Source organism: Paraburkholderia translucens, from assembly GCF_020881035.1.
Classification (GTDB): Bacteria; Pseudomonadota; Gammaproteobacteria; order Burkholderiales; family Burkholderiaceae; genus Paraburkholderia; species Paraburkholderia translucens.
In genome coordinates this window covers 66,926-81,027 of record NZ_JAJITC010000010.1, presented here as the reverse complement: position 1 = coordinate 81,027, position 14,102 = coordinate 66,926, and the positions used below count along the sequence as shown (strand labels likewise).

The window sequence follows — 14,102 nt, the reverse complement described above, 5'->3', positions numbered from 1 at the left end:
CCGCGGCGCAATCGGGGGTTGCAGTCGACGACCGTCAGGCACGCGGATAAACGCGCGTCACGCGGTGGGCTCCGGCTCGCGCCCCTCGATCGCATCCTGTGCGGCACGCGCCTGCGCGAGTTGGGCGCGGGCAAGCTCCCGTGCCTGCTCGGCCTGCTCGTCCCGCCGCATCGCGAGCAGATCCCGATAGCGCAGATACGCGCAACGTCCGCCCGATTTCGCCGCATACATCGCGGCGTCGGCGTTCAGCAGCAGTTCCTCGGCATTGCCGCTGTCGTGCGGGAACTCGCTGATGCCGATGCTCGCGCCGACCGTCATGCTATTGCCATCGATGGTCAGCGTTTCGTTGAGCGCCTCCAGGATGACCGCGGCGATTGCGGGTGTGACTTCCGCCGCGCGCGGCCCTTCGATCAACACGATGAATTCGTCGCCGCCGAGCCGCGCGACCACGTCGCCCGCATACAGCACGTCCTGCAGGCGGCGTGCGACCGCGACCAGCACCTTGTCGCCGACCGAGTGACCGAACTGATCGTTGATCTGCTTGAAGCGGTCGAGGTCGACGAACAGCACGGCGAGCCCTTCGCCGCGGAACTTCGCCTCCTCGATCGCGCTTTGGAGCTTTTGCATGAACAGCATGCGGTTCGGCAGGCCGGTCAGCGCGTCGTGCGAAGCCAGATGCACGAGCTCGCTCTGCTTGCTGTGCAGCGCATCCATCTGCGCGCGGATTTCGCGGCGCAAACGCTCGAAGCAGCGCGCGAGCACGCCGATTTCGTCGGTGCGTCTGAGTGGCAGGGTGTGCATCGCATGCTCGGCGAACAGATGTGTCGCCGCGTGCGCGAGCAGATGCAGCGGTTTGGTCAGTGCTCGCGCGAAGAGGATCGCCAGCAGCACCGACAATGCGCTGAACACGAGGACCATGCGAATGATCCGCGTGCCGAGCTGATTCGCGCCGGCCAGCACGTCTTCGAGCGGCTTCGCGAGACCGAGCACGATGAAGCGGTTGCCCTCCGAGCCGCCGAACGGCCGGCGCACGAACGCGAGCACGTGTCCGGCCACCTCGCAGGAGCCCGTGAGACCGTGGACGAGTGCGTCGTTGCGGTGCTGCTCGAACAGTGGCTTCGTAATGGGGAAGCTGTCCTGCATCAGCACGCGCCGGCCGCGGTCGAAGCCGAAGGTCTTCGACGGGTCGGGGTGAACCAGGAAATCGCCCCACTCGTTTGCCAGATAGACCTGATAGTCGCTCGGCAGATCGCTCTGCAAACGCCGCAACATGCCGGCCAGATCGACATCGAGCACGACGACGCCGACCACCGTGCCGCGCGCGTCCGCGATCGGCGTGCCGAGACGCAGCGTCGGCCTGCCTTGCGCCGCATGCGTGCCGTACTCGTGATTGACCGAGATCGGCGACGTGTAGATGCGGCCCGGCGAAAACGCGAGCGTTTCGAACACATAGGGAAACTGGGCTTTTTCCTGCAGATCGTTGCCCTCGACGCGCACGAGGCCGTCGCTGTCGCGATCGAAACGGATCAGTTCGAGCCCGTGATGTTGCTGCGTGATCAGCCGCACCTGCAGATATTCGGGGTGATGCAGCATGAAGCTCGAATAGACCTGGGCGAGCCGCTCGCGGCCGGGATTCGGGCCGATGCCGTCATCGGTCTGCGCGACGCTCACTGACGAGGGCAGCGTCGCGAGCACGAGCACGTCCGCCGCGACGTCGTCGATCGACACGGCGATGCGCTGACCGAGCAGCTCCGTCGAAGTCTGCAGGCTGTGCTGCGCTTCGTTGACGAGCATCGTGCGATTCGCGCGATACGCGTAGTAGCCGGTCGCGCCCGATGCCAGCACGCCGATGCACGCGAGCAGCACGGAGAGCTTGAAGGTCAAGCCGCGATGCAGCATCAGAAGCGCTCCGAACGGTCGCCCGACACGATCCGCACCCACAGCTTCTCTCGGCGGTCGATATCCTCGACCGGACCGATCCAGACGATATGCGCGTTGGCGCTGCCTTCCGCAGGCTCGGTCAGCGTGTTCGCGAGTCCCTGGCGCTGCGTGAGCAATGCGCTCACGGCCGGTTCGAGCATGTAGTTGATCCAGGCGAGCGCGAGCGGCTTGTCGCTCGCCGCGCGCGTCATCGACCAGCAATCGAGCCATGCCAGCGCGCCCTCGTCCGGAATCACGTAGCCGACATCCGCGCCCGCGCGGCGCAGCAACTCCACCTGCTGCGTACCGTAGTTGCCGAACATCAGCGCGGCCTTGTGCTGGATGAAGAACGCGGTCGCCTCCTCCGGCAGCGTGTAATAGGTCAGCAGGTTGCGGCGCAGATCGACGAGCTTGTGCGCAACCGCGCGCATCTGCGCGGCGTCGAGTTGAAACGGATGGGGATAGCCGAGCGCGAGCGCGGTGAACGAAAAGTTGTGCTGCGCGCTGTTGAAGTCGAGCACCTTGCCCCGATAGCGCGGGTTCCACAGTTCGAGCATTGAGCGCGGCGCGACCGGGATCTGCCGGCGATCGTAGATGAGCCCCATCGACGAGTACGTGAAAGGAATCGCGTACACCTTGCCCGCCGACGTCAGGCCGTCGATCGAGCCGAGCGCCCGAAAACGCGGCAACTGCTTCTTCGTGTTCGGCAGACTCGCGAGATCGAGCGGTGCAAGCAGATTCGCCTCGGCATAGCGGCGGATTTCGGCGGTATTGGCGGCGAGCACGTCGAACGGCGGCGTGTCCTTGCTGTGCACCTGCGCCCACAGTGCTTCATCGGAATCGACGAGCGTGACCTCGACCTTCGCGTCGTAGCGTGCTTCGAATTCCTTGACGACGTCCGGGTCCGCGTAGCCGGGCCATGCGAGCACGCGCAGCACCTTATCGGCGGCCACGGCGGGCGTCGTCGCGCCGAAACCCGTGCACAGGACTAGCGCAATCAGAAAAGGCAAAAGCCCGGAAAGAATCGCAGACCCCAATGCGGCGGCGCCAATCACCGAAAATCCGTATGAATCGCTCGGCAAAAACGCGCCAACAAAAAGGCGCTGCAATAAAGCCGCGCGCGTTCGCACGCCAGCGCTCGCGATTTGTCGCTTAAATGCCTGCTTACAACGGCCCGTTTGATCCGCCATGAACTTCGCGTGCATGAATAACACCGTTGAGCAGAAAGGCTTTTTTGAGCGAGCGCAAATGCGCGGCATTTAAATCTTGACAGCTGTTCGACGACGTGTAGCAACGCGATTCCCGCCTGCGCCGACGTGGGCTTCCCGCGCAGGGAGGATCGATGATAGCGCCAAAAACTTCGTTTTTGCACCGGTTCAAAATGGCGGCAAAAAAACCGGGCTCTGGCATTGACATCTCATGCAATAGTCTCGACATCGTTGTCAATTAACGGCAAATTTATGCGTAACCTTTAATGGTGCGCCAGCGATCGAACCGCCTTTCAAACCGGCTGTCGGCAAATTCCCGGGAAAATCGCTGCAAATGCGAGTCGATTGCACTCGCCCGGCCATCGTATTAGCGCTAGTTCGTTACACCCGCGTTACGCAAACCTCGCCGACAGTGTACGATCCGGTCACGCCGGCTTGCGCGCAAGCGTTGCTGTAGAGAGCCTCCTCCTGCGTCATCCGGTGTTTTACTAGCATCCCGATATTTTTGAACTGATAAGCTTGGCGCGCATTGCAGGCCACCCCGGCTTGCAATCTGACTGAAAGCCCTGCCGTGAGTCGCGCCGGGCGTCCCGGGGCGGCACAACCGCCGAGGGCGTAATTGAACTACACCGAGGAGTAACAACAGTGAAGAAACTGCTAGCGGCTTTGACGGTCGCTCTGCTTGCCACCGTCTCGATTGGCGCACACGCTAAAGATTGGTCGACGATCCGTTTTGGTGTTGACGCCAGCTATCCCCCGTTCGAGTCGAAAGGCGCGGACGGCAAGCTCGTCGGCTTCGATATCGACCTCGGCAATGAAATCTGCAAGCGCGTGGGTGCGAAGTGCGTGTGGGTGGAGAACGACTTCGACGGCATGATCCCGGCACTCAAAGCGAAGAAGTTCGACGGCGTGCTGTCGTCGATGTCGATGACGCCGCAACGCGCCGAACAGATCGCCTTCTCGTCGAAGCTGTTCAACACGCCGACCCGCCTCGTCGCGAAGCAGGGCTCGGGCATCCTGCCGACCGCCGAATCGCTGAAGGGCAAGACGGTGGGCGTCGAACAGGGCACGATTCAGGAAACCTACGCGAAGACGTACTGGGAACCGGCGGGCGCGAAAATCGTGCCGTACCAGAACCAGGACCAGGTCTACGCCGACCTGATCTCGGGCCGTCTGGACGCAGCGCTGCAAGACGCGGTGCAGGCTGATCAGGGCTTCCTGAAGACGCCGCGCGGCAAGGGCTTCACGTTCGTCGGCAAGGACCTCGACGATCCGAAGATCCTCGGCAGCGGCGCCGGCATCGGCATGCGCAAGGAAGACACCGATCTGAAGGCGAAGGTCGACAAGGCAATCGCCGACATGATCAAGGACGGCACCTACAAGAAGATCGAGAAGAAGTACTTCGACTTCGACGTGTACGGCAGCTAAATCGCCCACGCGCGCCGCACGGCGCGCCGGCCGGTTGTACGCCCAACGGGCTCCGCAATGCGGAGCCCGTTTTGTTTTGCGCGGCCACGTCCAGCCACATAAAGCCACGTCGCGTGGCAGATCGGCTAAGATCGTGCGAAACGCGACCTGCGTGCGACAGGTCGCCGCAGCCCGCGCACGCACTCCCCCGCGCGCAGCGGCACACATCTTTCCCCTTGCAATCAACTACCTAGCGCGGCTGCTCCGGACGAGCCGCGAAGCTAAAACCATGCAAACCCAGACCCATTCGCTGATTGCCCCGTCGCTTGGCACCGCCCGCGAACTGACGAGTTTCCACTACGGTCCCGGCGGCGGACAGAAGATCTATATCCAGTCGTCGCTGCACGCGGACGAACTGCCCGGCATGCTGGTGTCGTGGTCGCTGCGCCGCAAGCTGGCCGCGCTCGAAGCCGCGGGCAAGCTGCGCGGCGAAGTCGTGATCGTGCCGGTGCCGAATCCGATCGGCCTGAACCAGCACCTGCTCGGCCAGATGCTCGGCCGCTTCGAAACCGGCAGCGCGCAAAACTTCAACCGCAACTTCTACGACCTTGCCGAGCTGGTGCTGCCGGTCATCGAGTCGCGCCTGGGCGGCGACATCGACGCGAACCGCGCGGCGATCCGCAGCGCGATGCGCGAAGCGCTCGACGCGCAGCAGCCGACCACCGAACTGGCGTCGCAACGCCTCGCGCTGCAAAAGCTCTCGTACGATGCCGATGTCGTGCTCGATCTGCATTGCGACTGGGAAGCCGCGATGCATCTGTATACGAATCCGGATCTGTGGCCCGAAGTCGAGCCGCTCGCGCGTTATCTGGACGCGAAGGCGTCGCTGCTCGCGCTGAACTCGGTCGGTAATCCGTTCGACGAGATCCACAGCTTCTGCTGGTCGGATCTGCGCGGCCGCTTCGGCGAGCGCTTCCCGATTCCGAACGGCGGGATCTCGGTCACGATCGAGCTGCGCGGTCAGCGCGACGTCTCATACGAATACGCGGAAAAAGACGCGCAGGCGATCATCGAATATCTGACTTCGCGCGGCGTGGTCGACGGCGAGCCGGCCCCGCTGCCGCCGCTCGAATTCGCGGCGACGCCGCTCGCGGGCGCCGAGCCGCTCGTTGCGCCGATCAGCGGCGTGCTCGTGTATCGCTGTGAAGTCGGTTCGTGGGTGGACGTGGGCCACGAAATCGCGGACATCGTCGATCCGTTGACCGATCGCGTCGTCACGATCAAGAACACCGTGGCCGGCGTGCTGTATGCCCGGCGTCTGGCGCGCTTCGCGACGGCCGGACTCGAGTTCGCCCGCATCGCCGGCGCGACGCCGTTCCGCAGCGGCTCGTTGTTGAGTAACTGACCGCCCAAGCCGCTGCGACGATCGATCCTGTCGCAGCCGGTCATGTAACTGCATTTTCAGCGCACCTACCAGTTGAAGTAGTCGATCGCCTGCCGCCCGGCGGGCGATCCGCCGCCGCGCGTCCCCGCCCACCTTCGGGTCAATCGACTCGTCCCGCCTCCGGTCCGCTCCCACGTGTCGCGCCCGCACGACACCGCGGAAAAATGTTTTCACTGTCACATAGCTTACTCAGCGTTCCCTTAAATTGCGGGCCGTCGCGCGACACTGCCGCAGAGCAGCGCGTTGCGATCGCTCAAATTCGCTAACCGGAGAAGTACCTTGAAGAAAAAAATTCTGACCGCCGCTACGTTTGCCGTCTTCGCCACCGCCGCGCACGCACAAAGCAGCGTCACGCTGTATGGCCTGATCGATGCGGGTATCAGCTACGTGAACAACTCGAAAACGTCCACCGGCCACGCCAGCCTGACCAAGTTCGACGACGGCGTCGCGCAGGGCAGCCGTTGGGGTCTGCGTGGCACGGAAGATCTCGGTAACGGCCTGAAGGCGCTGTTCCAGTTGGAAAACGGCTTCAGCAGCGCGAACGGCGCCGCCGGCCAGGGCGGCGCGATGTTCGGCCGCCAGGCATACGTCGGCCTCTCGCAGAACGACATCGGCTCGCTGACGTTCGGCCGCCAGTACTCGTTCTCGACCGAGTACCTCGGCTCCAACTACGCGACCGGCGGCCTGACCGTCGCGGGCAACTACGCCTACCACATCAACGACGTCGACCAGCTCACGTCGAGCCGTATCAACAACTCGGTCAAATACAGCAGCGCGAACTTCGCTGGCCTGACCTTCGGCGCGATGTACGGCTTCTCGAACACGGCGGGCGCCTTCGCCGGCTCGCCGGGCACGGGCACGGCGGCTGCCCCGGTGGCGGGTTCGTCGCGCGCTTACAGCTTCGGCGCGAACTACGCGAACGGCCCGTTCGGTCTCGGCGTGGCATACACGGACATCCGTTACCCCGGCCAGGCGACGCCGGCCTTCTCGACGTCGTTGGCTAACGTCTCCTTCCCGACGCCCGGCACCACGCAGATCCAGGATCTGCGCACGGTCGGCGTCGGCGGCCGTTACGCGTTTGGTCCGGCGCTGCTGTGGGCCCTGTACACGAACACGCGCCTCGCACCGATCTCGGGCGGATCGACGACGTTCGCCGCCTACGAAGCAGGCGCGAAGTACGCGTTCACGCCGGCTATCACGGCAGGCGCGGGCTACACGTACATGCACCTGAGCGGCGCGAACGTCGGTCACTGGAACCAGGTGAACCTGAGCGGCGACTACGCGCTGTCCAAGCGCACGGACGTGTACGTGCTGGGTATCTACCAGATCGCGTCGGGCCGCAACGGCACGCAGGATCTGCAGGCACAGATCGGTTCGAGCACGAGCTACTTCAGCACGTCGGGCGTCGGTGCCGACAACCAGCTCGCGTTCCGTGTCGGTCTGCGTCACAAGTTCTAAGCAGACGGTTCGCGGTGGGGAACACCCCGCTTACGCTCAAGCGGCCGTTCCTCACCTGGCGGAACCCGTCAATGCGAATGACGCGGCACCGCTGACCCGCGACACCCGACAAGGAAGTCGAGGTCGCAGCCCTCATCGGCCTGCAGCACATGATCGATATAGAGGTGCCGGTAGCCGCCGCCTTCCGGCCGGGGCGGCGGCGCATGCTGCGCGAGGCGGCGCGCGAGTTCCGCATCGCTGATGTCGAGATGCAGCGTGCCCGCGTCGCAATCGAGCTCGATCCAGTCGCCGTCCTGTACCGCGGCGAGCGGACCGCCGGCCGCGGCTTCCGGCGTCACGTGCAGCACCACCGTGCCGTATGCGGTGCCGCTCATGCGCGCGTCGGAAATGCGCACCATGTCCTTCACGCCCTGCTTCAGCAGCTTCGGCGGCAGGCCCATGTTGCCGACTTCGGCCATGCCCGGATAACCCTTCGGCCCGCAGTTCTTCATCACGAGCACCGAATTCGCGTCGACGTCGAGCGTTTCGTCGACGATGCGCTCCTTGTAGTGCTCCAGGTTCTCGAACACGACCGCGCGTCCGCGATGCTTGAGCAAGCCGGGCGTCGCCGCCGACGGCTTGAGCACCGCGCCGCGCGGCGCGAGATTACCGCGCAGCACGCGAATGCCGCCGTCAGCGACGAGTGGCCTGTCAAGCGGACGGATCACTTCGTCGTTGGTGTTGGGCGCGTCCTTCACGTTGTCCCACAGCGACTTGCCGTTGACCGTCAACGCGCCCGGATGCGGCAGCAGGTTCGCTTCGCCGAGCCGGCGCAGCACGGCCGGCAGGCCGCCCGCGTAATAGAACTCTTCCATCAGGAAGCGGCCCGACGGCATCAGGTCGACGATCGTCGGCGTGTCACGGCCGATGCGCACCCAGTCGTCGAGTTCGAGATCGACACCGATGCGTCCAGCGATCGCCTTCAGATGAATCACCGCATTGGTCGAGCCGCCGATCGCCGCATTGACGCGAATCGCGTTCAGGAACGCCTCGCGCGTCAGGATCTTCGAGAGCTTCAGGTCCTCCAGCGCCATCTGGACGATCCGCATTCCCGACATATGCGCGAGCACGTAGCGGCGCGAATCGACCGCGGGAATCGCCGCGTTATGCGGCAGCGACGTACCGAGCGCCTCGGCCATGCAGGCCATCGTCGATGCGGTGCCCATCGTGTTGCAGGTGCCCGCCGAGCGCGACATGCCCGCCTCGGCCGACAGAAACTGATGCAGGTCGATCTCGCCGGCCTTCAGCGACTCGTGCAGCTGCCACACCGCGGTGCCCGAGCCGATGTTCTTGCCGTCGAGCTTGCCGTTCAGCATCGGTCCGCCGGTCACGACGATCGCCGGCACGTCGCAGCTCGCCGCGCCCATCAGCAGCGCGGGGGTCGTCTTGTCGCAGCCGGTCAGCAACACGACCGCGTCGATCGGATTGCCGCGGATCGCCTCCTCGACGTCCATCGCCGCGAGATTGCGCGTGAGCATCGCGGTTGGACGCAGATTCGATTCGCCGTTCGAAAACACCGGGAATTCGACCGGAAAGCCGCCCGCTTCATAGACGCCGCGCTTCACGTGCTCGGCGAGCTTGCGAAAGTGCGCGTTGCACGGGGTCAGCTCGGACCACGTGTTGCAGATGCCGATCATGGGACGGCCGTCGAACTCGTGATCGGGAATGCCCTGATTCTTCATCCAGCTTCGATACATGAAGCCGTTCTTGTCAGCCGTGCCAAACCACTCGGCCGAGCGTAGTTTCCGCTTTTTTTCCGACATGCTAGGTCCTTGATGCTTGTGCCGGGACCCTCACCGGCCGATTTGCCTGAAACGGCACGCCTCGCGCTACCGCGCAAAGCTGTCGTTCAATGCCCTGGGATGGTGAAGTGTATGGAGCGGGCCGATATCTTTCCAATTATATTTTTGGCGATATAGATATCAGTTTTGGTATGGAGTCGCCGGATATGCCAATGTGGCGAGGGCCGGCGCGGAAGCCGGGCGAGCGGAGCTTGACGGCTTCAGGCCACGCCGGCCTCCGCCTGACCGGACATTTTCTTTCTATGGGCTTTCGATTGCGCGCCGCGTGTGTTCCTCTTCGGCAAGGTCAGCTTGACCTTGCCTTTGTGCGCATTGGCGACCGCGATCATGCCGTTGCGCGACCAGACCGGGCTGCCCACCCACTTGCGATCGGCTCGTCGATACGTTCCGCTGCGTTCATCGGGGGCGCCAGGTTTAACCGGTAGGATGCCGTAGCAACCTGGTCATTGTAGTCGACACGTTGTGTGTTGACATAGTTGGCGCCTCGCGCTGACTTCCCCGATGCGTGAGCTGTTTACATCCCGCCAAACGGCTTCTGCACGGTCAGCTTGTTGGTCACGGAGGTCACCCCCGGTACGCCCTTCGCGATCTCCGCGACCTGGTTGACCTGCGACGCGTCCGTGACCGTGCCACTCAGCGTCACCGCGCCGCCTTTTGCGATGACGCTGATATTGCCGGCGCTGATTTCCTTGTGTTTGCCGATGGCGGCATACACCTGCCGGCGCAGCGTCCGATTGGCTTTCCTTGCGCTGACGGGAGCGGCCCCACCCGCTTCCGCCGCGGATGCAGCCGGTGCACCGGAAGGCACACTGCCCGTCTGGCCCGGCTGCGACCATGCGTTGCTGAACGTGGCCAGAATCAAGGTGGCCATTGCCAACGCGCGTGCATGAATGCTTTTCATCGAATACTCCAATTGTTGTAACGGACGGAATCAGAAGGTGTGGCGGATGCCGACCATCGCCGCTGTGGTGTTCACGCCTGGCGCAACCGGAGCGCCATAGACGATAGTCTGGTTCATGGTTCCCCGGTTGGCGACATAGCCCACTTGCGCGTACGCTCTGGTCCTCTGCGACAGGCTGTATTCCGCTCCCGCGGCGACTTCGGTCGAATGGTTCGCCGAGTGGTTCTTATCGTTCAGGTAGTAGTAGCCGGACGTGATCGTGAAACGCGAATTGAATTGGTAGCCGAGGCCTCCCGAGATCATTTCGAAGTTCGCCGTATTGCTATGGGCCGGGTTCTTGCCGACGCCATACGAGGCCGACACCGAGAACCCGGCGATCGTGTACATCGCGCCGAAATAGTAGAGGCGATTGTTCGCGAGACCGGTCGCAGGAATGGCGGGCGCCGCCGGGTAAGTCAGCGGGAACGGGTTGGTGTCGTGGCCGTTGTAATACACGGCGGACAGATTCAGACCGTAATTCGAGTATTTGAGCACGGCCGACTCGCGCGTGCCGCCCTGGAAATGGCCTGCGACGCCACCCGGCGCGTACTCGAGCGCGAGCGACGCGCCATAGAATTTCGGCGAGTTATAGACGAGCGCGTTGCTGTCGTACAAGGCGCCGATCGGCGCGTTCGTGCTGGTGCCCGGCCAGCCGGCCGCCTGATTGATACCGAGCCAGGCCGTCAGAATACTGCCGAAATACTGCGCGCCGCGAACGTCGGTTTCCGCCATCGCGTAGATCATCGGAACGATCTGCCGGCCAGCGTCGAAGGTACCGAACGGCCCGGACACGCCCACCGTCGCGAACTGGTTGAAAATCGCGGTGACGCCCGGCGTGTCGGACAAACCGAACTTGCCGTTCGTAGTATTGAATGTACCTTGCAGCTTGAAGTTAATCTTGTAGCCGCCGCCGATGTCTTCGGCACCCTTCATACCCCAGTAGCTCGCATAGATGCCGCCGTCCTTCAACTGAAAAACGCTGCCCGTGTTCGGCGCATGCGGCAAAAAGGTAGCCGCCGAAGTGTTCTGATACAGCAGCCCTGTATCGACTACGCCGTAGAGCGTCACTGATGATTGCGCGTGCGCTGCCGTAGCAAAGATAGCCAGCACGATCGCGCTCCCTGACTTCAACTTCATTGCGTCTCCTCCGCGTACCGGCGTGGGTGCCAATGCCCATGCTGCGGTCGCTTCAAGTTGGTTGGTGTTTATGTGAGCGCCGGATTCACCCGGTCGCTTCGTTGCGTGAATCGAAATGCGATGCTGCGAAAGCGGCGGATCACGCCGGCAGGTAGTAACGCCCGAATTGATCGCGTAACTGGTTCTTGAGTACCTTGCCCGTCGCGCCGAGAGGAACCGTGTCGACGAACACCACTGCATCGGGCGTCCACCAGCGCGCGACCCGGCCGTTGAAGAAGGACAGCAGTTCTTCGCTCGCCAGATCGCTGCCGGGCTTCTTCACGACCAGCAGAAGCGGCCGTTCGTCCCACTTCGGGTGCCGTGCGGCGATACAGACGGCGGTCGAGACTTCCGGATGCAGATACGCCACGTTTTCGATAGCCGCCGAACTGATCCATTCGCCGCCGGACTTGATCACGTCCTTGCTGCGATCGGTGATCTGCATGAAGCCGTGCCGGTCGATCGTGGCGATGTCGCCGGTCGGAAACCAGCCGTCGCTGAGCGGCGACTCAACGTCGGCGCCGAAGTATTGCTGCGTGACCCAGTGACCGCGCACCTGCAAATCGCCAGCCGTCTCGCCGTCCCACGGCAATTCATGGCCCTGTGAGCCGACGATTCTCATGTCGATGCCGAACAGCGCCCGTCCCTGTTTCGCCTGAACCTTGTACTGCTCCGCCATCGGCAGCGACTGGTGATGCGCCTTGAAGCTGCAGACCGTACCCATCGGGCTCAATTCGGTCATGCCCCACGCGTGCAGCACCTCGACCCGATGGCGCTTCTGGAACGCCTCGGTCATCGCGGTCGGACACGGCGCGCCGCCGATCACGGTGCGCCGCATCGAGGAAAAGGACCCGCCCAGTGCATCCACATGCGCGAGCAATCCCTGCCACACGGTCGGTACGCCGGCCGACAACGTCACGTGTTCCGTTTCGATCAATTCGTAGAGCGACTTGCCGTCGAGCGCCGGGCCCGGAAACACCAGCTTCGCGCCGACCATGCAGGCGATGTAGGGCAGTCCCCACGCGTTCACATGGAACATCGGCACGACCGGCAGGATCACGTCGCGCGCGGAGCAGTTCAGCGAATCGGGCAGCGCCGCCGCGTAGGTGTGCAGCACCGTCGAGCGGTGGCTATACAGCACGCCCTTCGGATTGCCGGTGGTGCCCGAGGTGTAGCACAGCGACGACGCGCTGTTCTCGTCGAGCAGCGGCCATTCGAAAACGTCGTCGTGAAGATCGAGCAGATCCTCGTAGCAGATCAGCAAGCCGCCGAGGTCGTCCGCTTGCGGCATGTGCGCGCGATCGGTCATGGCCACGAATACCTTCGGGCTCTTCACCCGTGGCGCGACGCTCTCGATCAGCGGCAAAAAGCTCAGGTCGAAGAACACCACACGATCTTCCGCATGCTCGATGATGTACGCCAGCTGGTCGACGTGCAGCCGCGGGTTCAGCGTATGCAGCACCGACCCGGAACCCGACACGGCGAAATACAGCTCCATGTGCCGATAGCCGTTCCACGCGAGCGTCGCGACGCGCTCGCCCTGACCGACGCCGAGCGTCGACAGCGCGTTGGCCATCTGGCGCGCGCGCTGCGCGAGGTGCCGATACGAATAGCGATGGATGTCTCCCTCCACGCGTCGCGACACGATTTCCTGTTCGCCGTGATGGCGCTCCGCGTGCGTGAGCAGCGCAGCGACCAGCAGCGGTTGCTGCATCATCAAGCCTTGCATCTTTCCGTCTCCTGATAGGGTGTGGCGTCTCGCGCCTGCTCAGTCGGCGCGTGCGGCTCGTCGAGACTCACCACCACCTTTGAATCCACTATGGCGACCGTGAAGGTCGTCACCTTCAATCCGCCTCGCCCCGCCATGCAGCCCGTGCGCACGTCGAAGCGCAGACCGTGCGCCGGGCAGCGCAACATGCAGCCTTCCAGCCGGCCGCCCGCGAGCGCGGCTCCGTTGTGCGGACACGCGTTGTCGATGGCGTGGAGCGTGCCGTCGAGGTTGAACAGCACGATGCTGCGGCCATCGATGAAAGCCAGCTTGCGCTCGCCCGGCGCGAGCTCGCCGGCGACACCCACCACGATCCGACGTGGCATCCCGGAAGCCTTGCGATCCGCCTCGGGCCGCATCACATCAGCACCAGGCGGCGAATCAACGTCTCGGCCATCGGCCACTCGCCGAAGCCGGCAGGGGGGTTGAGGTGCCCCACTTCGCCGAGGTCGACGAAGCGGCTGCCCCAGTCCTGCGCCATGTCCTGCACACGCTCGAACCGCGCAAGCGGATCGTTGCGGCTCGCGCCGACGATGCTCGGGAACGGCAGACGCTGGCGCGGAATCGGCAGCCAGCCGTTCTGCTCGAGCGTCTGCCGCTCCGGATAACCTGGCGGCAGCGGCGTTTCGATGTCCGCGGGCGCCGCGAGCAGCGCACCGTGAATCTGGCGCTTGTGCTGCGCCGCCCAATGCACGGTGATCATCACGCCCGCGCTATGCGCGACCAGAATCACCGGGCCGCTGATCCTCGCCAGCGCGGCATCGAGCGCCGCGACGCGCGCGCCGCAACTGAGCTTGTCGTGCTCGAGCGGCGGCACCGAACGTGCCTTCGGCAGCCTTTGCTCCAGCAAGGTTTGCCAATGCTCCGGGACATGGTCGCGCAGACCCGGGACCATCAAGATGGTCGGTGTCAGTTCGTAATTCATCGGAAGTGACTTGCT

General features: G+C 63.9%; 11 protein-coding genes and 1 pseudogene. 3 read left to right on the top strand and 9 right to left on the bottom strand.

Annotated features, from left to right (window positions below):
- Window positions 1-57 precede the first annotated feature (57 nt).
- Both LJ655_RS19380 and LJ655_RS19375 read right to left on the bottom strand, forming a co-directional pair.
- Window positions 58-1,899 (bottom strand): diguanylate cyclase domain-containing protein, encoded by a 1,842-nt coding sequence (locus tag LJ655_RS19380; RefSeq protein WP_230562838.1) that lies wholly within the window; start codon window positions 1,897-1,899, stop codon window positions 58-60.
- Window positions 1,899-2,918: an extracellular solute-binding protein gene (locus tag LJ655_RS19375; protein WP_425605823.1), complete on the bottom strand. Its 1,020-nt coding sequence runs from the start codon at window positions 2,916-2,918 to the stop codon at window positions 1,899-1,901. The genes LJ655_RS19380 and LJ655_RS19375 overlap by 1 nt, the downstream gene beginning before the upstream one ends.
- 855 nt (window positions 2,919-3,773) lie before the next feature.
- On the opposite strand from LJ655_RS19375, the gene LJ655_RS19370 reads away from it, so the two are divergent.
- The 3 genes from LJ655_RS19370 to LJ655_RS19360 all read left to right on the top strand — a co-directional run bounded on the left by LJ655_RS19370 (window position 3,774) and on the right by LJ655_RS19360 (window position 7,437).
- Complete coding sequence (locus tag LJ655_RS19370) at window positions 3,774-4,556, top strand: ABC transporter substrate-binding protein (protein ID WP_230562836.1); 783 nt, start codon at window positions 3,774-3,776, stop codon at window positions 4,554-4,556.
- A gap of 268 nt (window positions 4,557-4,824) precedes the next feature.
- On the top strand, window positions 4,825-5,940 hold the full coding sequence (locus tag LJ655_RS19365; RefSeq protein WP_230562835.1) for a succinylglutamate desuccinylase/aspartoacylase family protein: 1,116 nt from the start codon (window positions 4,825-4,827) through the stop codon (window positions 5,938-5,940).
- Between the two features lie 318 nt (window positions 5,941-6,258).
- Complete coding sequence (locus tag LJ655_RS19360) at window positions 6,259-7,437, top strand: porin (protein WP_230562834.1); 1,179 nt, start codon at window positions 6,259-6,261, stop codon at window positions 7,435-7,437.
- A gap of 68 nt (window positions 7,438-7,505) precedes the next feature.
- On the opposite strand, the gene LJ655_RS19355 is transcribed toward LJ655_RS19360, so the two are convergent.
- From LJ655_RS19355 to LJ655_RS19325, 7 genes and pseudogenes are all read right to left on the bottom strand, one after another.
- Window positions 7,506-9,239, bottom strand: a complete 1,734-nt coding sequence (locus LJ655_RS19355) for an IlvD/Edd family dehydratase (protein WP_230562833.1) — start codon at window positions 9,237-9,239, stop codon at window positions 7,506-7,508.
- 323 nt (window positions 9,240-9,562) lie between these two features.
- Window positions 9,563-9,643 (bottom strand): annotated as a pseudogene (locus LJ655_RS19350) (DUF1801 domain-containing protein); the annotation flags it as partial.
- Window positions 9,644-9,792: 149 nt separating this feature from the next.
- Window positions 9,793-10,179, bottom strand: a complete 387-nt coding sequence (locus LJ655_RS19345; RefSeq protein ID WP_230562951.1) for a BON domain-containing protein — start codon at window positions 10,177-10,179, stop codon at window positions 9,793-9,795.
- Window positions 10,180-10,209: 30 nt separating this feature from the next.
- Complete coding sequence (locus LJ655_RS19340) at window positions 10,210-11,355, bottom strand: porin (RefSeq protein WP_230562832.1); 1,146 nt, start codon at window positions 11,353-11,355, stop codon at window positions 10,210-10,212.
- A gap of 139 nt (window positions 11,356-11,494) precedes the next feature.
- Entirely contained in the window at window positions 11,495-13,123 is a 1,629-nt protein-coding gene (locus tag LJ655_RS19335) for a 3-(methylthio)propionyl-CoA ligase (protein ID WP_230562831.1), read from the bottom strand.
- Entirely contained in the window at window positions 13,111-13,488 is a 378-nt protein-coding gene (locus tag LJ655_RS19330) for a Rieske (2Fe-2S) protein (protein ID WP_230562830.1), read from the bottom strand. The genes LJ655_RS19335 and LJ655_RS19330 overlap by 13 nt, the downstream gene beginning before the upstream one ends.
- 32 nt (window positions 13,489-13,520) lie before the next feature.
- Window positions 13,521-14,087, bottom strand: a complete 567-nt coding sequence (locus LJ655_RS19325) for an RBBP9/YdeN family alpha/beta hydrolase (RefSeq protein WP_230562829.1) — start codon at window positions 14,085-14,087, stop codon at window positions 13,521-13,523.
- Window positions 14,088-14,102 lie beyond the last annotated feature (15 nt).

What these genes read in the sequence shown, in the direction of transcription:
- LJ655_RS19330 (WP_230562830.1), bottom strand. Translation starts at nt 13,488, where the DNA reads ATGCCACGTCGGATCGTGGTGGGTGTCGCCGGCGAGCTCGCGCCGGGC.
- LJ655_RS19355 (WP_230562833.1), bottom strand. Translation starts at nt 9,239, where the DNA reads ATGTCGGAAAAAAAGCGGAAACTACGCTCGGCCGAGTGGTTTGGCACG.
- LJ655_RS19325 (WP_230562829.1), bottom strand. Translation starts at nt 14,087, where the DNA reads ATGAATTACGAACTGACACCGACCATCTTGATGGTCCCGGGTCTGCGC.
- LJ655_RS19335 (WP_230562831.1), bottom strand. Translation starts at nt 13,123, where the DNA reads ATGCAAGGCTTGATGATGCAGCAACCGCTGCTGGTCGCTGCGCTGCTC.
- LJ655_RS19340 (WP_230562832.1), bottom strand. Translation starts at nt 11,355, where the DNA reads ATGAAGTTGAAGTCAGGGAGCGCGATCGTGCTGGCTATCTTTGCTACG.
- LJ655_RS19345 (WP_230562951.1), bottom strand. Translation starts at nt 10,179, where the DNA reads ATGAAAAGCATTCATGCACGCGCGTTGGCAATGGCCACCTTGATTCTG.
- LJ655_RS19380 (WP_230562838.1), bottom strand. Translation starts at nt 1,899, where the DNA reads ATGCTGCATCGCGGCTTGACCTTCAAGCTCTCCGTGCTGCTCGCGTGC.
- LJ655_RS19365 (WP_230562835.1), top strand. Translation starts at nt 4,825, where the DNA reads ATGCAAACCCAGACCCATTCGCTGATTGCCCCGTCGCTTGGCACCGCC.